This is a genomic window from Micromonospora sp. WMMD708, from assembly GCF_049315245.1.
Classification (GTDB): domain Bacteria; phylum Actinomycetota; class Actinomycetes; order Mycobacteriales; family Micromonosporaceae; genus Micromonospora; species Micromonospora wenchangensis.
The window spans coordinates 3,241,480-3,262,943 of sequence record NZ_CP186060.1 but is presented as its reverse complement, the minus strand read 5'-3'; the positions used below and the strand labels follow the sequence as shown (position 1 = coordinate 3,262,943).

General features: G+C 74.9%; 14 protein-coding genes. 4 read left to right on the top strand and 10 right to left on the bottom strand.

Annotated features, from left to right (window positions below; genetic code table 11):
- Nucleotides 1–67: 67 nt before the first annotated feature.
- From ACN260_RS14405 to ACN260_RS14380, 6 genes are all read right to left on the bottom strand, one after another.
- Nucleotides 68–2,236: a pectinesterase family protein gene (locus tag ACN260_RS14405; protein WP_422756449.1), complete on the bottom strand. Its 2,169-nt coding sequence runs from the start codon at nt 2,234–2,236 to the stop codon at nt 68–70.
- Nucleotides 2,237–2,338: 102 nt separating this feature from the next.
- The gene (locus tag ACN260_RS14400) at nt 2,339–2,506 is read right to left on the bottom strand and encodes a hypothetical protein (protein WP_168222501.1); all 168 of its coding nucleotides are present in this window, start codon (nt 2,504–2,506) and stop codon (nt 2,339–2,341) included.
- 406 nt (nt 2,507–2,912) lie between these two features.
- Nucleotides 2,913–4,478 (bottom strand): Na+/H+ antiporter, encoded by a 1,566-nt coding sequence (locus ACN260_RS14395; protein WP_422756448.1) that lies wholly within the window; start codon nt 4,476–4,478, stop codon nt 2,913–2,915.
- 80 nt (nt 4,479–4,558) lie between these two features.
- Nucleotides 4,559–5,812 carry a kynureninase gene (gene kynU / locus ACN260_RS14390; protein ID WP_422756447.1) on the bottom strand — a complete coding sequence of 418 codons (1,254 nt, stop codon included), beginning with the start codon at nt 5,810–5,812 and terminating at the stop codon, nt 4,559–4,561.
- Between the two features lie 114 nt (nt 5,813–5,926).
- Nucleotides 5,927–7,564, bottom strand: coding sequence for a copper resistance protein CopC (locus tag ACN260_RS14385; RefSeq protein ID WP_422756446.1), 1,638 nt, complete (start codon nt 7,562–7,564; stop codon nt 5,927–5,929).
- Nucleotides 7,565–7,596: 32 nt separating this feature from the next.
- Nucleotides 7,597–8,820 (bottom strand): PucR family transcriptional regulator, encoded by a 1,224-nt coding sequence (locus ACN260_RS14380; protein ID WP_422756445.1) that lies wholly within the window; start codon nt 8,818–8,820, stop codon nt 7,597–7,599.
- 96 nt (nt 8,821–8,916) lie between these two features.
- Between ACN260_RS14380 and ACN260_RS14375 the strand changes: the two genes are divergently transcribed.
- Both ACN260_RS14375 and ACN260_RS14370 read left to right on the top strand, forming a co-directional pair.
- A complete protein-coding gene (locus tag ACN260_RS14375) occupies nt 8,917–10,575 on the top strand; it encodes an FAD-binding dehydrogenase (protein ID WP_422756444.1) in 1,659 nt (552 codons plus the stop codon).
- 62 nt (nt 10,576–10,637) lie between these two features.
- Nucleotides 10,638–11,288, top strand: coding sequence for a formylglycine-generating enzyme family protein (locus ACN260_RS14370; protein ID WP_422756714.1), 651 nt, complete (start codon nt 10,638–10,640; stop codon nt 11,286–11,288).
- A 58-nt stretch (nt 11,289–11,346) separates the two neighbouring features.
- Here the strand turns inward: ACN260_RS14370 and ACN260_RS14365 are convergent, their stop codons facing one another.
- Nucleotides 11,347–12,363 carry a LacI family DNA-binding transcriptional regulator gene (locus tag ACN260_RS14365; protein ID WP_422756443.1) on the bottom strand — a complete coding sequence of 339 codons (1,017 nt, stop codon included), beginning with the start codon at nt 12,361–12,363 and terminating at the stop codon, nt 11,347–11,349.
- Between the two features lie 348 nt (nt 12,364–12,711).
- Here ACN260_RS14365 and ACN260_RS14360 point away from each other — a divergent pair, with 348 nt between their 5' ends.
- A complete protein-coding gene (locus tag ACN260_RS14360; protein WP_422756442.1) occupies nt 12,712–16,821 on the top strand; it encodes a SpoIIE family protein phosphatase in 4,110 nt (1,369 codons plus the stop codon).
- Entirely contained in the window at nt 16,818–17,117 is a 300-nt protein-coding gene (locus ACN260_RS14355; RefSeq protein WP_422756441.1) for an STAS domain-containing protein, read from the top strand. Before ACN260_RS14360 ends, ACN260_RS14355 begins: the two co-directional genes overlap by 4 nt.
- A 45-nt stretch (nt 17,118–17,162) precedes the next feature.
- Here ACN260_RS14355 and ACN260_RS14350 read toward each other — a convergent pair whose 3' ends face one another.
- From ACN260_RS14350 to ACN260_RS14340, 3 genes are all read right to left on the bottom strand, one after another.
- A complete protein-coding gene (locus ACN260_RS14350; RefSeq protein ID WP_422756440.1) occupies nt 17,163–17,867 on the bottom strand; it encodes a VOC family protein in 705 nt (234 codons plus the stop codon).
- Nucleotides 17,868–17,934: 67 nt separating this feature from the next.
- Nucleotides 17,935–19,668 carry an ABC transporter ATP-binding protein gene (locus ACN260_RS14345; RefSeq protein ID WP_422756439.1) on the bottom strand — a complete coding sequence of 578 codons (1,734 nt, stop codon included), beginning with the start codon at nt 19,666–19,668 and terminating at the stop codon, nt 17,935–17,937.
- A complete protein-coding gene (locus ACN260_RS14340; RefSeq protein WP_422756713.1) occupies nt 19,665–21,311 on the bottom strand; it encodes an ABC transporter ATP-binding protein in 1,647 nt (548 codons plus the stop codon). The genes ACN260_RS14345 and ACN260_RS14340 overlap by 4 nt, the downstream gene beginning before the upstream one ends.
- Between the last annotated feature and the right edge of the window lie 153 nt (nt 21,312–21,464).

Here is a 21,464-nt window from a genome sequence, read left to right as displayed (position 1 = left end):
GCTCCACAGTCGACGGGGTCGCGCCGCCGGCCACCGGCGGGGTCGTGGCCGGCGGCGGCGCGGGCCGTCAGGGGATCGGATTCCAGCCGTCGACGCCGGCCAGGTAGCGCTGCGGGGTGAAGTCCGGGGCCTGGGCGTCGGTCAGCTGCGGCCGGTCGGCGGTGACCGTCGACCCGGGTCCACTGTTGCGGTATTCGGCGAACCGGGCGTCGCGCCACGAGAAGCCGGACATGTCGGTCCAGGGGGAGTCCTTGACGTGCGCGCCGAGCACGCTGTCGCGGAACACCACCTGCCCGATCGCGTTGACGTCCCCGCCCGGGTGCCACGGCCGGCCGAGGTGCACGCTCTGCGCCGCCGCCGCGTCGGTGGTCAGCACGCACCCGGTGAAGAGCAGGCCGTACGGGTTGGAGATCATGGTGGAGGCGGCGGTGACGTACCCGTTGTTGGTGGTCGAACCCCGGTCGAGCGAGCGGATCTCACAATTGTCGAAGACCCCGGTGCCCCGGCCGAAGATGAAGTCGACGTCGCCCTCGACGTAGCAGTCCCGGAAGTACGCCCGGCCGACCGCGTCGACGGAGGCGCTGTTGTGGTAGAGCGTGTCCTGGTTGCCCAGGAACCGCACGTCGTCGAAGACCAGCCGGTCGGCCCGGGTCAGCACGGCCACCGCCTGCTCGGCGCTGTAGTCGTGCGCCGCCTCGTCGAAGTCGTTGGCGAAGGTCAGGTGCCGGGCGGTGAAGTCGTTGCCGTCGATGGTCACCGAGGCGCTGCCCGACGTGCCGTACGTGCCACCGCCCGGCTTCGGGGTGCCCGAGGCGTTGTCGTAGACGATCACCACGTCCCGGGCGTTCCCGGTCGACCCGACGAACGACACGTACGGCTTGCCGGCCGGGACCGACACCGTCTCCCGGTAGGTGCCCGGCCTGATGGTGATGGTGTACCGGCCCGCGTTGCCCGTCGGCACCGCGTCCACCGCCGCCTGCACGCTGGTGAAGTCCCCGCTGCCGTCGGCGGCGACCACCGAGGACCGGTCGGCCGGCGGCGTGCCGGTCGGGGTGGACGTCGGCGGCACGGTGGTCGGCGTGACCGTCGGGGTGGGGGACGGCGGTGCGCCGGTCGGGGTCGCGGTGGGCGTGGTCGGTGCGCTGGTCGGCGTGCTGCCGCCGCTGGTGACCACCACGTCGTCGAAGCGGGCCGTGGCGTGGCCGGTCTGCACGCCGATCCGGCCGGTCGCGGTGAGGGTGCCGGTGCCGGAGCCGACGGGGACGCCGTCCACCCAGCCCCGGACCGTCGTCCCGGCGACCTCGATGCGCAGGGTGTACCAGGTGCCCGTGGTCACCGGGTGGGACACCGTGGAAAGCGGGGTGGCCCGGCCGCTGCGGACCGCCTCCAACCGGACCTGGTCGCCGGGGAGCAGGGCGAGCCGGTAGTAGCTGGTCGCGCCGCTGGCGCGGGCCAGCAGCGCGACCAGGCCGTTGCCGGGCAGGGTGAGCGGCTTGACCCGGGCCTGGACGACCTGGTCGGCCCAGGACGAGCTGCCGGCGAAGAGGCGGGCGTCGCCGGTGTCGGCCTTGGCCTGCTGCAACGCCGGGCTGCCGTCGGAGACCACCGACCAGGTGCCGCCGGATCTCGACCAGCCGGCCAGGTCGCCGTCGGAGAAGTCGTCACTGAACAACGGGGCGGCGTGGGCCACCCGCGCGCCGCCGAACTGGGTGAGGGCGAGCAGCACGGCGGTGAGCGCCGCGACGGTGACGGCGAGCGGGCGGAGGCGCTTCGTGCGCATGGCGGATGAACCTCCGGGGACGGGGGGTGGAGGTGGGAACAGCCGTGAAAGCGCTTTCCTGGCGCACCGTAACTCCGCACGTATGCGACTGTCAATGCGCGGGCGCCCGGCGGGGGCGGGTGCCGTCCCACCTGCGGCGGGACCCTCAACCACCCCGAGGGTGGCGGCGAGCCGGACCAGGACCCGGCCGGCCCCGACCGGATCGGCGCCGTCCAGATGCGCGCGGGCCGCATCGACCAGGCAGGCGGCCCGGTGCCCGACGGGCAGCCACCGCCAGCCGTCCCGCCGGATGACCTCCTCGTGCCGGGCCGACGCGCCGGGGGCGTCGCCCAGCTCGACCGCCGTGGCGGCGCGCGCCACCGCCACGGCGGTCGGTCCGAAACCGGTCCGGTGGTGGTCGTGCCCGTCACCGACGAGCGCGGCCAGGTCGTCGGCCTCGTCGAGCAGGCCGGCCACCGCCGCGTCGTTCGCCGTGGGCGGCGGCGGCCAGCATCGCCGACCTCGCCGCCCGCATCTCACCGCCGGCGCGCAACCCGCCGCCCCACCGGCAACAGCCCGCTACTGTCCACGACGCCACTGCCGGTCGGGTACGGCCCGCGTGGTCTCCTCCACCGGTATCCGCTCGGCCTCCGCCTGCGCGAGAATTCGTCGCCGCGCCGCCTCCCGCTCAGCCTCCTCCAACTGCTCGCTCCGGCTCGCCCCCGGCTTGTCATCCTGGTCCCGCATGCCCACCTCCATCGATAGGGGGCATGGCGGGACGTTCTCGAAGAAACGTCGCCGCTGTGCCCGACCCCCGGCTACCGACTTCAACGAGTCGGCCACCGAAACACAGGCTGGCGCTACCGAGGGTGATCAGACAGGTGCGGAAGGTGCGATCCGAAGATCGCCTCGCACCGACTCGGACGCGCCGTACCAGTCAGCGGGCGCCGCCCATCAGCTCAGCCAGGGCCGCCAATTCGTTCGTCATGGCCCGACGGCGACCTGTGGCGATGGTGTCCACGATGTCCCGCGCGTACCGCTGCTGCCGTGACCAGGTGGGTGAGGTGTCGCGCAACGGTACGCCCGGCGTTGAGCGCAGGAAGTGTCCGGGTGCCTACCCTCCGCATCCGTCAGCGGCTCCGGAGGCGTGGCGTCAGTCCTCGGTCTGGGGGCCGAGCAGGCGGATCTCCTCGATGTCCAGCGCCGCCTGCACCTCGCGCAGCACGCTGTCGTCGATCTCGTTGTTGTCGCGCAGCCGGGTCACCTCGCGGCGCTTGTGCTCCAGCACCCCCAACCGCAGCCGGGTGTCCGACTCCTGGGCCCGGTCGGCCTCGTCCCCGGCACCGGTCGCGGTCACCAGGTCCAGATGCCGCTGGTAGTCCGCGCGCAGCCGGTCCACCGCCTCCTGGTCGACGTCGAGGTCGGCGGCGACGTCCGGCAGCGCGGTCAGCGCCGCCTCGGTGGCCCGGCGGCGGGCGTGCCGCACCTCGTCCCCGCGCGTCTCGTCGCCCCGCAGGCCGGCCCAGCGGGCCACCGCCGGCAGGGTGGTGCCCTGCACCAGCATGATCGACACGATCGCCACGGCGGTGCAGAAGATGATCAGATCCCGTTCCGGCACCGGCGTGTGCGTGGTGGCCGTGGTGACCGGCACTGCGAGGGCGGCGGCCAGCGACACCGCCCCCCGGAACCCCGCCCAGCCGGCCGCCACCCGGACCCGCCGGCTCACCGTGGCGCCCCGGCCCACCACCGGCAGGCCGTAGGAGAACAACTGCAACCACACCAGCCGGACCACCACCACCATCAGGGTGACCGAGGCGGCGATCGCCACCGACCGCACCAGCGAGATGCTGGTCACGTGGTTCACCGCCCGGGGGATCTGCATCCCCAGCAGCACGAACAACGCCCCGTTGATCAGGAAGGTGGACAGGTCCCAGAAGGCGTACGCCAGCACCCGGGAGCGGGCCCGGATCACCCTCGGACCGGCGTACGACAGCAGCAGCCCGGCCACGACGACGGCGAGCACCCCGCTGGCGTGCACCACCTCGGCGAGCAGGAACGCGGCGAACGGGGTGAGCACGCTCAGCGCGCCCTCCCGCAGCGGGTCGTCCAACCGGCGGCGGATCAGCACCACCAGCAGTCCGACCGCCAGCCCGGCGGCGACCCCACCGCCGAACGAGCCGACGAACCGGCCCAGGAACCCGAGCACCCCCGGCGCGGACCCGCCGACGATCAGTCCGACCGTCACCGAGAACAGCACCAGCGCGGTACCGTCGTTGACCAGGCTCTCGGCCCGTAGCGTGGTCAGGATGCGGCGGGGCATCCGCTTGGCCAGGCCGGCCACCGCCGCCGCGTCGGTGGGGGCGAGCACCGCGCCCAGCACCCAGGCCGCCTGCGGGCTCATCCCCAGCGTCTTGGCGACCAGCGCCACCGCCACCATGGTCACCACCACCAGCGCCACCGCCAGTGAGGCGATCACCAGCAGGTTCGACCGGATCTCCCGCAGGCTGATCACCAGGCTCTCCCGGTAGAGCACGGCCGGCAGGAAGAGCAGCAGCACCACCTCGGGTTCGAGCACCACGTCCGACAGCGGCGGCAGGAGCGCAAGCAGGCCACCCATGGTGATCAGCAGCACCGGCGGGGCGACCCGGTACCGGCCGCCGATGGTGGTGCCGACCAGCACGGTGGCGGCCAGCACCACGATCAGGACCAGGACGTCCACGCCACCCCCCGCCTCCACCCGACATGCTGGTACGAAGTCGGCGGCGGGGCGGGGGGAATCCGGGATCTGCCCCGGTCGGCTCAGGTGACCCGGGACGGCTCCGCCGGCACCCCGGTCCAGGCCCGCCGCTCGGCGATGTCCCGCAGCCGGTCCATCGCGTCCCACACGTCGACGTGGCGGGTGTAGAGCGCCGCCGGGCCGAGCCGCAGCCGGTCCGGCACCCGGTAGTCGCCGACCACCCCGGCGTCGACCAGGGCGCGGGAGATCCGCAACGCCTCCGGGTGGTACAGCGACACGTGCCCGCCGCGCCGGGCGGGGTCGCGGGGCGAGGCGAGCCGGAAGCCGTGCGGGACGAGCCAGGCGTCGGCCAGTTCGACGATCAGCTCGCCGAGGCGTACCGACTTCTCCCGGACCCGGGCCATCCCGGCGTCGGCCAGCACGTCCAGGGCCGGGTCGAGGGCGGCCATCCCGAGCACCGACGGGGTGCCCACCAGGAACCGCTCCGGGCCGGGCGCGGGCTCGTAACCGGCACCCATCCGGAACTGGTCCCGCTGGCCGAACCAGCCCCAGATCGGCTGCCGCAGCGACTCCTGCAACTCCCGCCGCACGTAGAGGAAGGCCGGCGCTCCGGGGCCGCCGTTGAGGTACTTGTAGGTGCAGCCGACCGCGAGGTCGGCCCCGGCGGAGGTCAGGTCCAGCGGCACCGAGCCGACCGCGTGCGACAGGTCCCACAGCACCAGCGCGCCGACCCGGCGGGCCGCCTCGGTCACCGCCGCCACGTCCAGCAGCGCCCCGCAGCGGTACGACACCGCCGACAGCACCACCAGTGCCACGTCCTCGGTCAGCGCCGCCGCCAGGGTGTCCGGGTCCAGCCCCTCGTCGAGGTCGGAGGGGAGCAGCCGCAGGCTGTGCCCGCGCTGGGCCGCCAACCCCTCCAGCAGGTACCGGTCGGTGGGGAACTCCTCGGCGTCGGCCAGGATCGTGCCCCGGCCGGGCCGGGCGTCGAGGGCGGCGGCGGCCAGCTTGTAGAGGTTGACCGAGGTGGAGTCGGAGACGATCACCTCGCCGTCGCGGGCGCCCAGCGCGTGGGCGGCGATCCGGTCACCGATGCGCCGCGGCCACTCGATCCAGGTCGGCCAGCTGCGGACCAGTTCGGTGCCCCACCCGTCGCGGACCAGGCCGGCCAGGTGGTCGCCGGTGGCGGCCGGCAGCCGGCCCAGCGAATTGCCGTCGAGGTAGAGCAGGTCGTCGACCACGAACCGGTCCCGCAGGCCGGCGAGCGGATCGGCGGCGTCCCGCTCCCGCGCGACATCGCGGGACAAATGTGTGCTCATGGTGTCCTCCCTCCGCCCCGGGGCACCCGGGCCGATGCAGGCTAGCTGATCGGCCCGGCGGTCCGTAACGGCCGGTGGCCCGGCCACCCCGTACCCCGGTGGGGTCGGCCGCGGTCAGCGGACCGGCACGGTGGCGGTGACGGTGGCCTGGTCGATGTCGCTGGTGCGGACGGTGAACCGGATCGTCCAGTCGCCGCGCGCCGGGAGGCTGATCTCGGCGCTGCCGTGGTGCGGCTCCGGGGTGTCCACCGGCACGGTCATCGGTTCGATCCCGGCCGCCGGCAGGGCGAGGCTGACCGTCCACTGGGCCACCGGCAGCGGCTGCCCCTGCGGGGTGTAGACGTACGCGTGCAACGAGTTCGGCACCCCCACCCGTACCGGGTAGATGTCGAACTGGAGGGTGTAGGTGCCGCTGGTGAGGGTCTGCGCCACCCCCTCGCGGGTGGCGCGGGCGGCTTCGGTGCCGGCGGTCCGACCGGGCGAGGTCTGCACCAGCACGGCGGTCAGCGCCAGCACCACCGCCGTGGCGGCGAGTTCCACCCCGGCGGCGCGCGCGACCCGGCCCGGCCGGTCGGCGGCCCGGCCGGTACGCACCGCCCGCCGCTGCCAGGCCGCGACGCCGAGCACGGCGGCCAGCAGCGCCGCCTTGGCGCAGAGCAGCCGACCGTACGCGGTGCCGACCAGCGCGCCCGGCCGGCCGAGTTCGATCGCGGCCTGCCCGACGCCGGAGGCGACCAGCCACCCCACCGCGACGGTCGCCCACCGTGACCAGGCCGGCAGGACCCGGCCCAGCACCCGCCGGTGGGTGCCGGGCAGCAGGAACACCGCCAGGGTGACCAGCCCGCCCAGCCACACGCTCATCCCGGCCAGGTGCACCACGTCGGCGAGGATGCTCACCGGCGGCAGCGGCGAGGCCACCGGGTGCCCGGCCAGCGGCCAGGTCACCAGCCCGGCCAGGCCCACCACCGCCAGCGCCGCCCGCCGGCCCCGCCCGGCCCGCCCGCCGGCCACCGCCGCCAGCAGCCCGGCGGCGATCCCGGCCAGCGCCAGCCGCGCGCCCAGCACCGGGCCGACGTCGCTGTCCGCCACCGCCGCCAGGTCGCCGCGCGTCAGGTCGCCGACCGGCACCCCGACCATGTCCGCAGCCTGCGCCACCCACGTCCCGGCGGTGCCCACGGCCACCAGGGCGAGACCGACGTACCCGGTGGCGGTCACCGCGCGCCGGCGGTGACGGCGCGGCCAGCGCACCGCGCCGAACAGGGTGGGACCGACCGCCAGGACCAGGCCCAGGTAGCCGACGTACCGGGCGGCGGGGGTCCACGCGCCCGAGGGACGCTCGTCCACGCTCACCGGTTCCGGCGGTGTCGCCGACGGCGCCCCGGCCGAGTAGGCGAAGCTGCCGGCGACCGGGTGGCTGTCGGCCGAGATGACCCGGTAGCTCACCAGGTAGGTGCCGAGCGGCCGGTCCGGCACCCGGACCGGGATGCGTAGCGTGGCCCCGTCCGCGACCGGCTCGCCTGCGGTGACCCGCCGGCCGTCCGGGCCGAGCACCTGCACCCGGCCGATGACCGGGGAGACCGACTCGCTGAAGACCAGCACCACCTCCGCGGGCGGCGAGCCGATCACCGCGTCGCGGACCGGGCTGGTGGCGACCAGCGCGGCGTGGGCGGCGGCCGGGGTCGCCGGGGTCAGCGGTACGGACAGCAGCGCGAGGAGCAACCCCAGCAGCACGGCGGAACGGGTGGTACGCACGCACAGTGGTTCGTATTTCGTGATCACATGGTTCAACCGTCGCCGGAATGATCCGGCTCACCGGTCGGATGCTGGCGCAGGGCGAGGGTCAGCAGGAGGCGGGCGTCCGGGTCGTCGAGGGCCGGCCCGAACAGGCTGCGCAGCTGCCGCATCCGGTAGCGGACCGTCTGCGGGTGGGTGTGCAGGTCCTCGGCGACGGCGACCACCTGCCCCTGCCGGCGCAGCCAGCCGTCCAGGGTTTCGGCCAGGGCCCGGCGGGTGGTGGGCCGCAGCCCGGCCAGCGGGGCCAGCACCGTGCCGGCGAGGTGCCCGGCCAGGCCCGGCTCCCACGCGGTGAGCAGGGTGAGCAGGTGGTCGTCGCAGGACACCACCGGGTCCGGGCCGAGCGCACCGTGCTGGTGCAGGGTCAGCGCCCGGCGGGACAGCCGGTACGACAACCGCGCCCGCTGCCGTGGCACCGTCGGCCCGAGCGCGGCCCGCCGTCCGACCAGTGCCTGCCGGGCCCGGTCCAGCCGTCCCGGCGTACCCGGGTCGGGCAGCACCACCCGGATGGCGTCGCCGACGACGGCGGCCAGCGCGCCCGCGCCGATGCCCCGGGCCACGTGCTCGGCGTCGGTGCCGTCGACGCTGAACACCGCCACGGTCGCCGGCAACGGCCAGCGGGCCGCGTCGGCGGCGGCGTGCAGCACCGCCCCGGTCGGCGGGTCGGGCTGTACGAGGAGGGTGACCAGCCGGCGTCGGGTGGTGGCCCAGTCCTGGGCGGTGTCCCGCTGCTCGGCGAGGAACCCCTCGGCGGCGGCCCCGGCCAGCGCGTCGACGTAGCCGAACAGCGCCCCGGCGATCACGTACAGGTCGGCCGGGGCCGGGCCGGCGGGCCCGGTCTGCGCGGTGGCGTGTTCCACCAGGAAGGCCCAGATGTCGCGGGCCCCGAGGGTGAGCACGGTCCGCAGCGCGTCCACCCGGTGCCCCTCGCGGTACTCGGTGCGTCCCAGCGCGTGGAACACCTCCCGGGTCGCGGTCAGCTCCCGGCCGGGGTCGGCGACCGCGTCGACGAAGGTGTCGACGGCGGTCTGCACGCCCAGCGCCAGGCCCTGCCCCTGCCCACCGGTCAGCGACCGGCCCTGGGCGGCCATCGCGGCCCGGACGGTGGCGAGGATCCGCCCGTGCAGCGGCCCGCGCAGCCCCCGCAGGTGGTCGCCGACCGACGGGGCGAGACCGGCGAGACCGGGCTCGATGTCGAGCAGGGCGTCCGACACGATCGGCCATCCTTTGTCATCGGGGTGATAATTCCGGCGGTGAATACTGCGCCCCGGCACGGATCATTTTGGCACCGCGCTACGTAGGGTCGGCGCATGGAGACGGATGTCATCGTGATCGGCGCAGGCCTGGCCGGTCTGGTCGCCGCCGCCGAGGCCGCCGACGCGGGCCGCCGGGTGCTGCTGCTGGACCAGGAGTCGGAGCACAACCTCGGCGGGCAGGCGTTCTGGTCGTTCGGCGGGTTGTTCTTCGTCGACTCGCCCGAGCAGCGGCGGATGGGCATCCGCGACTCGGTCGAGCTGGCCTGGCAGGACTGGACCGGCAGCGCCGCCTTCGACCGGCCCGAGGACCACTGGCCGCGCCAGTGGGCGCAGGCGTACGTGCACTTCGCCGCCGGGGAGAAGCGGGCCTGGCTGCGGTCGATGGGCCACCGGGTGTTCCCCGTGGTGAGCTGGGCCGAGCGGGGCGGGGGAGCGGCCCACGGGCACGGCAACTCGGTGCCCCGGTTCCACGTCACCTGGGGCACCGGCCCCGGCGTGGTCGAGCCGTTCGCCAGGCGGGTCCGGCAGGCCGTCGCGCAGGGCCGGGTGACGCTGCTGTTCCGGCACCGGGTCGACGAGCTCGTCACCAGCGCGGGAGCCGTCACCGGGGTACGCGGCGCGCTCCTCGCCCCCGACGACGCGCCCCGGGGGCGCAGCAGCTCCCGGGAGGTCGTCGGTGACTTCCGGCACGACGCCCAGGCCGTGATCATCACCTCGGGCGGCATCGGCGGCAACCACGACCTCGTCCGGCGGGCCTGGCCGGCGCGGCTCGGCACCCCGCCCACCCGGATGGTCACCGGCGTCCCCGCCCACGTCGACGGCCGGATGCTCGCCATCACCGAGACCGCCGGCGGGCAGGTGATCAACCCGGACCGGATGTGGCACTACACCGAGGGGCTGCGCAACTGGGACCCGATCTGGCCCCAGCACGGCATCCGCATCCTGCCCGGCCCGTCCTCGCTCTGGCTCGACGCCACCGGGGCGCGGCTGCCGGCGCCGCTGTTCCCCGGCTTCGACACCCTGGCCACCCTGCGGCACCTGCGTGCCACCGGCCACGACTACAGCTGGTTCCTGCTCACCCAGAAGATCATCGAGAAGGAGTTCGCGCTGTCGGGCTCCGAGCAGAACCCCGACCTCACCAACCGCAGCATCCGGCAGGTGCTGCAACGCGTCCGGCCGGGGGCACCCGGCCCGGTCGAGGCGTTCAAGCGGCACGGGGCCGACTTCGTCGTCGCCGACACTCTGCCCGAGCTGGTGGCCGGGATGAACAAGCTGGCCGCCGAGACCGACGGGCCGCAGCTCGACACCGCCGCGCTGACCGCCCTGGTCGAGGCGCGGGACCGGGAGATCGCCCACCCGTTCGGCAAGGACGCCCAGCTCGCCGCGATCCGGGGGGCCCGCCGCTACCGGGGTGACCGGCTGATCCGGGTCGCCACCCCGCACCGGCTGCTCGACCCGGCGGCCGGCCCGCTGATCGCGGTCCAACTGCACGTGCTGACCCGCAAGAGCCTCGGCGGGCTGCACACCGACCTGTCCGCCCGGGTGCTGCGCCCCGACGGCGAACCGCTGGCCGGGGTCTACGCGGCCGGCGAGGTGGCCGGGTTCGGGGGTGGGGGCATGCACGGCTACAGCGCCCTGGAGGGCACCTTCCTCGGCGGCTGCCTCTTCTCCGGCCGCACCGCCGGTCGTGCCGCCGCGGCGGCCGTCGCCTGACGCCGCCACCCGGCAAGGCCCCGGTAGGCTCGGCGGCCGTGGACGACGACGCGCTGACCGCGATGGTGACCGTCGCGGCGGGGCAGGTCACCCTGTCCGACCGGCGTACCGGGCGACGCTGGTCGGTGGGGGTGGCGGCGTACCGGCTCGGCGTCGTCCCGGTCACCCAGGGGTGGTACGCCCGGGTGACCGGGGAGCGGCCGAGCAGCACCCGGGGCGACCGGCTGCCCGTCGAGGGGGTGTCCTGGGTCGACGCGGTGCGCTTCTGCGACGCGCTGTCCCGGCAGGAGGGGCTGACCCCGGCGTACCGGCTGCACGACGACGGTGAGGGTGCGGACTGGGACCCGCGCGCCGACGGCTACCGGCTGCCGACCGAGGCCGAGTGGGAGTACGCCTGCCGGGCCGGCACCACCGGTCCGCGCTACGGCCCGCTCGACGAGATCGCCTGGCACCGGGGCAACTCCGGGGAACGGCCGCATCCGGTGGCCGGGCGTACCGCCAACCCGTGGGGCCTGTACGACCTGCTCGGCAACGTCTGGGAGTGGTGCTGGGACATCTACGACGCCGAGGTGTACGGCGGCTACCGGGTACTGCGCGGGGGCGGCTGGTTCGACGAGCACTGGAGCTGCCGCGCCTCGGTACGCCGCCGCAGCCACCCGACGTTGCGCATCGACGACGTCGGCTTCCGGCTGGCCCGTTCCCTGCCGCGCTGACCCCGCGGCCGGTGCCCCGGACGGTCCGTGCCGCCTGCGCGGACGGTAACCCGCCCGGTCAGGCCAGCCGGCGGGTGCTGTGCCGCACGATCAACGGGGTGGCCAGCTCGATCCGGTGGCTGTCCAGGCCCTCCCCGGCCACCAGGGAGAGCAGCATCCGGGTCGCCATGCCGGCCATCTCGGCCAGCGGCTGACGCACGGTGGTCAGCGGCGGGGCCGCCCAGCGCGCCGAGTCGAGGTCGTCGAAGCCGACGATGCTGATGTCGTCGGGGACCCGGGCACCGCGTTCGTAGAGCGCCTCGTAGGCGCCCAACGCCATCTCGTCGGCGCAGGCGAACACGGCGGTGGGGGGCTGGGCGAGGTCCAGCAGGGCGTTCATCTCCCGGTAGCCCGACGGGGAGGTGAAGTCGCCGTGCCGGACGTACCCGGCGGGGATCTTGCGGTTGGCCGCGTTCATCGCGGCCCGGTACCCGTCGACCCGGGCGCGGCTGCACGGCACCGTCGGCGGGCCGCCGATCACCGCGATCCGGTGGTGACCCAGGTCGAGCAGGTGCTCGGCGGCGGCCACCCCGCCGGACCAGTTCGTCGCCCCCACCGACGGGATGCCCGCGCCGGGCTGGCCGGCCGGGTCGATGATGACCACCGGGATGCCCAGCTCTTCGAGCTGACCCTGCTGGCTGGGGGACAGGTCGGAGAGCACGAGCAGCACCCCGTCGCAGCGGCGCTTGGAGAGCTGTTCGATCCACCGCCGGTCGGGACGGCTGCGGCTGCGCCCGTGCACGGCGGAGACGACCACCCCGACGCCCGCCCGGTAGGCCAGATCCTCGACACCGTCGAGGATCTGCATCGCCCAGGGGCTGCCGAGATCCCGGAAGACCAGGTCGATGAGGCCGGCGGCACCGGGCATCGAGGGCGCCCGGCGGGCGGTGTACGACCGCCGGTCGAGCAGGTCCTGGATCCGGCGTCGGGTCGCCGGGGCGACGTCGGGTCGACCGTTGAGCACCTTCGAGACGGTGGGCACGGACACCCCCGCGGCGGTCGCGATCTCCGACAGCGTCGCCCGGTCCTCCGCCATGCCCATCTCCTCCGCAGTCGTGCGCCCGTCGGCAGCATAGCCCGAAAGTTTCGGAGGTCGGGCGGTGCCCTGGTCGTCACGGCGGTGCGACGCGCGGCACCGGCCGGTCGGAGGGTGCCGGGCATCGCCCCGGTGGGCGGTCGGCAGCCGAAACTTTCCCGAAACCGACTTGTCCGGTGCGGAGGGATAGGCCGGGAAACGCCGGGCCGTCGCGCCCCGCCCGATTTTTGCTCCGGCAGCGCGTACGGCATGCTGTGCCGCAACGGTAGGAGACTCTGCCGGTGACCGGCGACGAGCCGCGGACAGGCGGTCGTCCCTGCGCGAGACGTGCGGGAGGGCGGGGCGGCGATGGCCGAGGCTGAGGCGGGGCGTTCCGTGTTCACCGGCGCCAGCGAGATGGCGGCCCGGATGCGCGCCTTCGACTGGCCCGCAACCTCCCTCGGCCCGGTCGACGCCTGGCCGGCGAGCCTGCGCACCGCCACCCGGATCTGCCTCACCTCCCGGTTCCCCATGATCGTCTGGTGGGGCCCGGAGCTGCGCTTCCTCTACAACGACGCCTACGGTCCGCTGCTCGGCAGCAAACACCCGGCCCTCGCCAAGCCCGGCGACCAGGTGTGGGGCGAGATCTGGCACATCATCGGGCCGATGCTGCGCGGCGTGGTGGAGACCGGCGAGGCGACCTGGTCGGAGGACCTGCTGCTGCCGATGAACCGGCACGGCTACTGGGAGGAGACCTACTGGACGTACTCCTACAGCCCGCTGCACGACGACGACGGTGTGGTGCGCGGCGTGTTCACCGCGGTCAGCGACACCACCGAACGGGTGATCGGCCAGCGGCGGCTCGCCGCGCTGCAGGACCTCGGGGCCCAGGCCGGCACCGCCCGTACCGTCGGTGAGGCGTGCGAGCTGGTCGCCGGGTCGCTCGGCCGGGCCGGGCCCGACGTGCCGTACGCGGCGGTGTACCTGCGTGCCCGCGACGGCGGCCTGCGCCTGACCGCCAGCACCCGGGCCGGTGAGGTCGACCGCGCGGACGGGGCCGCCGCAGCGGGGTGGCCGGTGGCCCGGGTGCTCGCCGACGGCCGCCCGGCGCACGTCACCGACCTCGTCGACCGGGTCGGCGAACTGCCGGCCGGCGGCTGGCAGACCACCCCGACCGAGGCGGTGGTGCTGCCGCTGCACGGCGAGACCGGCGCCGAGGACATCGGCGTCATCGTGCTGGCCGCCAGCGCCGGCCGGGCGCTCGACGACGGCTACCGCACCTTCTTCGACCTGGTGGCCCAGCAGAGCGCCGCCCTGATCAACGGCGCGGTCGCCTACGAGGTGCAACAGCAGCGGGCCGAGGAACTCGCGGAGCTGGACCGGGCCAAGACGGCGTTCTTCTCCAACATCAGCCACGAGTTCCGTACCCCGCTGACGCTGATCAGCGGCCCGTTGCAGGAGCTGCGGGCCCGGCTGGGCGACCAGGACGCGCAGGTCCGCGACGAGCTGGACGTCATGCACCGCAACGCGTTGCGGCTGGGCAAACTGGTCACCGCGCTGCTCGACTTCTCCCGCATCGAGGCCGGCCGGATGCAGGCGAGCTACGAGCCGGTCGACCTGTCCCGGTTCACCGCCGAGCTGGCCAGCGTGTTCCGGGCGGCGGTCGAACGCGCCGGCCTCACCCTCGACGTGGACTGCCCGCCGCTGTCGGGGCCGGTGCACGTCGACCGGACGATGTGGGAGAAGGTGGTGCTCAACCTGCTCAGCAACGCCCTCAAGTTCACCTTCCACGGCGGCATCCGGGTCACGGTCGCCGAACGCGACGGCACCCCGACGGTGCAGGTCGCCGACACCGGCATCGGGGTGCCGGCCGACGAGATCCCCCGACTGTTCGAGCGTTTCCACCGGGTGCCGCAGGCGCGGTCCCGCTCCCACGAGGGCAGCGGCATCGGCCTGGCCCTGGTCCGGGAACTGGTCGGCCTGCACGGCGGCACGATCACCGTGGACAGCACCCCGGACGTCGGCACCACCTTCACCGTACGGCTGCCGTACGGTGTGGCCCACCTGCCCGCCGAGCACGTCGTCACCGGTGTCGGCGCGCCCGTGCCGTCGGACAGCGCCGAACCGTTCGTCGCCGAGGCGCTGCGCTGGCTGCCGGCCGCCGGCACCGACGACCGCCGGGTGCCGCAGCCGGCACCGGCCGGCCTGCCCGGCGGGGACCGGCCCCGGGTGCTGATCGCCGACGACAACGCCGACATGCGCGAGTACCTGCACCGGCTGCTGCGGTCCCGCTACGACGTCACCGCCGTCGGCGACGGGCTCGCCGCGCTGTCCCGGGCCCGGACCGCACCGCCCGACCTGATCGTCAGCGACGTGATGATGCCCGGCCTGGACGGCCTCGAACTGGTCGCCGCGCTGCGCGCCGAACCCCGCACCATGGGGGTGCCGGTGCTGCTGTTGTCGGCCCGCGCCGGTCAGGAGGCGGCCGTCGAGGGGCTGGAGGCGGGTGCCGACGACTACCTGGTCAAGCCGTTCTCCGCCGAGGAGCTGCTGGCCCGGGTCCGGGCCAACGTCGACCTGGCCCGGTTGCGCAACCACCACGCCAACTGGCGGGCCGCGATGATCAACTCGTTGCAGGAGGGGTTCTTCGTCCTCGACGCCGACGGCGCGCTGGTGGAGATGAACACCGCCTTCGCCGAGCTGTTCGGCTACGGCCCCGAGGGCCTGCCCTACCGTCCCCGCTACCCGTGGTGGCCCGACGACGTCGCCGACGCCTCGGCGAACCGGCTGGTGGCCGACGCGTTCGCCCAGGCGATGACCGTCACCCACGGGTCGTTCGTGGTGCCGCTGCGGCACCGCGACGGGCACCGCCTCTGGACGGCGGTCGCCTTCAACGCGGTCACCGACGACCAGGGCCGGCGGATGGTCGTCGGCACCATCCGCGACGTCACCGCCGAACGGTACGCCGTGCAGCGGGAGACCGCCCTCAGCACCCTCAACCAGCGGCTGTCCCGGGCCGCCAGCACCAGCGAGGCGTTGCGCGCCGGTGTCGAGGAGCTACGCCAGCTCTGGCAGGCCCACCGGGCGGTCGCCACCCACTGGACGCCCGACGGCACGCCGACGGTGACCGCCACCCCCGGCACCGACTGGAGGCAGCTGTCCGACCCGGTCCGCGAGACCGTCACCGCGCTGCGGGCGCAGCCACCCCTGCGGATCACCATCGACCCGGCCACCGGGACCCGGCCCGCCGGCGTCGGCACCACTGTCGACTCGCCGCAGGGCCCACTGGTGGTCTGGCTCGAACTCGACCCGGCACGGGGCTTCGGCACCGAGGACCAGATGCTCCTGCTGCTGCTGTGCGGGGCGCTCGGGCAGGCGTTGCACCGGGCCCACGCCGCCGACCAGCAACGTGAGGTGGCGGTCGCCCTGCAACGCTCCATCCTCGGCCCGGCCGAACTCCCCGCCGGGTTCGCCGTCCGCTACGAGCCGGCGACCCGCCCCCTCGAGGTCGGCGGCGACTGGTACGACGCGGTGACCCTGCCCGACGGCCGGATCGGCATCGTCGTCGGCGACTGCGTGGGCCGGGGCCTGCCCGCCGCCGCCGTGATGGGGCAACTGCGCAGCGCCTGCCGGGCCCTGCTGCTGGAGGCGTCCGGCCCGGCGCAGGTGCTCACCGCCCTGGACCGGTTCGCCCGGATGCTGCCCGGCGCGGCCTGCACCACCGTGTTCTGCGGCATCCTCGACCCGCAGACCGGGAAGCTGACCTACAGCAGCGCCGGGCATCCGCCGGCGATCCTCACCCACCCCGACGGCCACACCGAACTGCTGGCCGCCGGCCGGGGCAGCCCGCTGGGCATCCCGTCGCGCGGTGGCCGCCCCGACGCGACCAGTATCGTCCCGCCCCGGGCCGTGCTGCTGCTCTACACCGACGGCCTGGTGGAACGCCGCCGCCAGTCCCTCGACACCGGGATCGCGCAGGCCGCCTCCGCCGTCCGGGAGGACCACACCGCCGGGGTGGAGCAGCTCGCCGACCGGGTGATGCGGCGGATGACCCCGCAGGGCGGGTACGACGACATCGCCCTGCTGCTCTACCGCCACCCGGCGCCGCTGGAGTTGTCGTTCCCCGCCGACCGCTCGCAGATGGCCCCGGTGCGTTCCACCCTGCGCCAGTGGTTGCGCCGGACCGGCGCCGACCCGCACCTGGCCCAGGACGTGCTGGTGGCAGCCGGTGAGGCCTGCGCCAACGCGGTCGAGCACGGCCACCGCGACGCCCGTCCCGGGCTGATCCGTCTGCTCGCGGTGGCCGCCGGCACCGACCTGTTCGTCAGGGTGGTCGACTCCGGACGGTGGAAGGTGCCCGAGACAGACCACGAGCGGGGGCGCGGCATCAACCTGATGCGCGCGTTGATGTCGCACGTGGACATCCGGACCACCGATGCCGGCACCACCGTCGAGCTGCACACGAGGATTCCCGCATGAACACGCCCCTGGGCCTGGCCACCGGCCGGCAGGCCGGCGGCGCGCCGGTGCTGACCGTCACCGGCGAGATCGACATGAGCAACGCCGACCGGTTCCGGACCGCGATCGCCGACGCGATGGCCGACGGGCACCTGCTGACCGTGGACCTGACCGGGGTGGAATACCTGGACAGCGCCGCGCTGGCCGCGTTGTTCGCCCACGTCGACCGGTTGCGGGTGGTGGCGAACCCGCTGCTGGGCAGCGTCCTGACCATCTCCGGCCTGACCGAGCTGACCACGGTCACGATCCTCGACTGAACCGACCGACCGACCGGCCGGCACGGGTCGCGATCGGTCGGGCGATCAGCTCGCCGTCACGCAGAACTCGTTGCCGTCCGGATCGGCGAGCACGATCTCGTCGTCCGCGCCGATCCCGAGCCGGGTGGCTCCGAGGGCGACCAGTCGGTCGACCTCCGCCTGCTGGTCACCCGCGGGGGCGAGGTCCAGGCGTTGCCGGTTGCGGCCCTGCTTCGGGGCCAGGGGCGGGCCGCCCCAGGCGACCTTCGTGCCGCCGTGCGGTGACTGGACGGCGGTCTCCTGGTCCTGGTCCCAGACCAGCGGCCAGCCCAACGCCTCGCTCCAGAACAGGCCGACCTCCCGGGTGCCGTCGCAGGCGATCTCGCCGAGCGGACCGCACCCGGCGAGGAAACCGTTGCCCGCCTCGATGACGCAGAACTCGTTGCCCTCGGGGTCGGCCAGCACGATGTGCCCCTCCTCGGGACGCTGCCCGACGTCGAGGTGGCTGCCGCCGAGGTCCAGCGCGGTCGCCACCTGCCGCCGCTGGTCGTCGGGGCTGGTGCTGGTCAGGTGCAGGTGCATCCGGTTCGGCCCGCGCTTCTCCGTGGGGCTCGGGACGAACCGGAGACCGAGCTGGGTGGTCGTGCCGGGCAGGAGCGCACCACCGGTGGCGTCCTCGACGACCTCCCGGTGGAGCAGGCCGGCCCAGAAGCGCGCGAGTCGGGCCGGATTTCGCGCATCGAGGGTCAACGTCAGGGGTCCCGAGAGCATCACCGCACAGTAGACGCCGACCGGTGGGGCAACAAGGCGATTGCGTCGGGCCAATCCCTGGGCCGGATCAGTGGCCGTGCCAGGACCGCCACAGCGACGCGTAGACGCCGTCGGCGGCGACGAGTTCGTCGTGCCTGCCGATCTCGGTGATCCGGCCGTCCTCCAGCACCGCCACCCGGTCGGCGTCGTGCGCGGTGTTGAGCCGGTGCGCGATGGCGATCACCGTCCGGCCGGCCAGCACCGCACCGAGCGCCTGCTCGGTGCGCCGGGCGGTCGTCGGGTCCAGCGCGGCGGTCGCCTCGTCGAGGATCAGGATGTCCGGGTCGGCCAGGACGAGCCGGGCCAGGGCGAGCTGCTGGGCCTCGGCCGGGCCCAGCTCGCGCACCCCGGCCCCGAGCGGGGTGTCGAGACCGTCCGGCAGGTCGGCGTACCAGTCGGCCCCCACCGCCGCCAGGGCGGCCCGCAACTGCGCATCGGTGCTCCCCGGCGCGGCGAACGCCAGATTGTCCCGCAGCGTACCGAGGAAGACGTGGTGCTCCTGGGTGACCAGGGCGATCCGGCGGCGGCGTTCGGCCGGGTCGAGATCGGTGACCGGGACCCCGCCGAGGCTCACCACCCCCCGGGCGGGCACGTCGATGCCGGCGAGCAACCGGGCCAGGGTGGACTTGCCCGCCCCGGACGGGCCGACCACGGCCAGCCGTTCCCCCGCCGCGACCGTCAGGTCGATGCCGTGCAGCACCTGCGGGCCGTCCGCGTACCGGAACGTCGCCCCGCGTACCTGCACCACGCGCCCCGTGGGCAGGGCCGCCCGGCCCCGGGGCTCCGGCGGCACCTGTCCCACCCCGAGCACCCGGGCGTACGAGGCGACACCGCGCTGCGCCTGCTCCACCCACAGCAGCAGCCGGTCCAGCGGGTCGATCGCCTGTTGCAGGTAGAGCGCGGCGGCGACCACCTCGCCCAGGCTGACCCGCCCCCGCGACAGCAGGACACCCCCGGTGAGCAGCACGGCGGCGATCGGGATCGGGTAGCTGCCCTCCACCACCGGGAAGAACACCGACCGCAGGGCGAGGGTGGCCCGTCGGGTGGTCCACACCGCGCCGATCCGGGCGGTGCCGTGGGCGACCCGGTCACCGCCCAACCGCAGCGCCTCCACGGTGCGGGCGCCCTCGGCGGTCGTGGTCAGCGTCTCGGTCAGCTCCGCCGTCGCCGCCCCCTCGGCCAGGTAGGCCGGGGCGGCCCGGCGCAGGTACCAGCGCACCACCGCCGCGATCGACGGCAGCCCGGCGAGCGCGACCAGGCCGAGCAGCGGGTCCAGCAAGAACACCGCGCCGAACAGCAGCGTCAACTGGGTGCCCGCGATGACCACCACCGGCACCACGTCACGCAGCATGGTGCCCACCGTGGACACGTCCACCGAACTCCGGGTGGCCAGGTCACCGGTGCCGGCGTGCTCGACCACCGAGACGGGCAGGCCGAGCAGGCGGGTCACGAAGTCCTCGCGGAGCCGGGCCACGGCCCGCTCACCGAACCGGTGTCCGGCGTACTGGGCGTAGCGGGCGAGCAGCCCCTGCACCAGCACGCAACCGCCGATGGCCAGCGCCAACCGGTCCACCGCGCCCGTCCCGGCCCCGGCGGTGACCTGGTCGACGATCCGCCCGATCAGCCACGGTGCGGCCAGCCCGGCGAGGGCGGCGGCGCTGTGCAACGCCAGGACCCCGGCGACCGCCCACCGGTCACCGGCGAGCATGTCGCGGGCGGCCCGCCGGACCACCGCCGCACTCGCGACCGGGAGCTTCGTCATCGTCCGGGCCGCCCCACCGGCGTGTCGTCGGTGCCGCTGGTCCGCGAGACCAGCCGCCGGTAGTCCGGGTCGGCGGCCAGCAGCGCGGCGTGCGTCCCGGTGCCGGTGACCCGGCCACCGCGCAGGTGGACGACCGTGTCGGCGTGCCCGAGCAGCACCGGTGAGGTGCTCAGCAGCACCGTCGTGCGACCCGTACGGGCCTGTCGCAGGCGCTGCGCCACCCGGGCCTCGGTGTGCGCGTCGACCGCCGACGTCGGGTCGACCAGGATCAGCACCTCCGGGTCGGCGAGCAGGGCACGGGCCAGCCGGACCCGCTGCCGCTGGCCGCCGGAGAGGGTGCGGGCCCGGTCGCCGACCGGGGCGTCGAGGCCGTCGGGGAGCCCCTCGACGACGTCACGGGCCGACGCCACGTGCAACGCCGCGTCGATCCGGGCGTCGTCGACGCTGCCGTGCGGGCCGGCGAGGACCTGCCGCAGCGTCCCGGCGAAGAGGTACCCGTCGTGGTCGGCGACGAGGATGCGGGAGCGTACCTCGTCGAGGTCGACGCTGGTCAACGGAACCCCGCCCCAGGTGACGGCGCCGGTGACGTACCGGCCCAGCCTGTCGGCCAGGGTCGCCGCGTCGGCCGGGTCGTCGGCGGCGACGCCGACCAACCGGCCCACCGGGACGGTCAACCCGCTGTCGGGGTCGTGCAGCGGAGCCGGGCCGGCCGGGGCGGGACGGGTCCCCGGGCCACCCACCGGGTCGGGGGCGAGCCGGAGCAGGTCGACGATCCGTCGGGCGGCGACCCGGCCCTGGATCAACTGGTAGCTGCCCTCCAGCAGGAACCAGACCGGCACGATGAGCACCGCCACGTAGCCGTAGACGGCCACCAGTTGCCCGACGGTGATCCCGCCCGTCACGGCCGTGCGGGCGGCCAGCCACACCACCACGGCGAGGAACAGCCCGGGGATGACGGCGGTCAGCGCGTCGACCCAGCTGAGTACGGCACCCACCCGGTAGCCCTCGGCCCGCAGCCGTTGCGACCGGGCGGCGTACCGGCGGGCGAACAGGTGCCTGCCGCCCACCCCGGCGAGTACCCGCAGGCCGGCGACGATGTCGTCGGCCCGGGTGGTCAGCTCGCCCTGCTGCTGCCGGTAGGCCGCCTCGGCCCGCTCCAGCCGGCGCAGCAGCGGGCCGACCACCACGGCGATCACCGGCACCCCGAGCAGTGTCACCAGCGCCAACACCGGGTCGATCGACCAGAGCACCACGGCCGCGACCGCGTACGCCAGCACCGCGCCCACGCCGGGGCCGGTCAGGGTGAGCACCTGTGAGGTGCGCACGATGTCGTACCCGCCGACGGTGGCGACGTCCCCGGCGGCGAGCCGGCGGGGCAGCACCGCCCCGACCCGGGCGAGCTGGCGCAGCAGGACGGCGGCCGAGCGGGCGCTGGCGTCCTCGCGGATGAACGTCATGGTCCGGTGCCGCATGATGCCCGCCCAGGCCAGCGCGGCCCCGGCGACCATGATCGCGGCGACCCAGCCGAGCAACGCGGTGGTGTCGCCGGTCCGCAGCCCGTCGTCGACGGCGCGGGCGACGAGGAACGGCCGCACCGACAGCCCCACCATCCAGACCGTGCCGAACAGCGACCCGCGCAGCACCCGCCACGGCTGGCAACGGACCAGCCACCAGATGTACCGCAGCGGCCCCGCCGTGTCCGGCGTGCCCGGGTCCGGGTGGGGCAGGCGTGGAGGCACCGACCCAGGCTAGTCACCGGCCGCCGCCCGTACCGGCCCGTAGGTGGCCGTGACGCG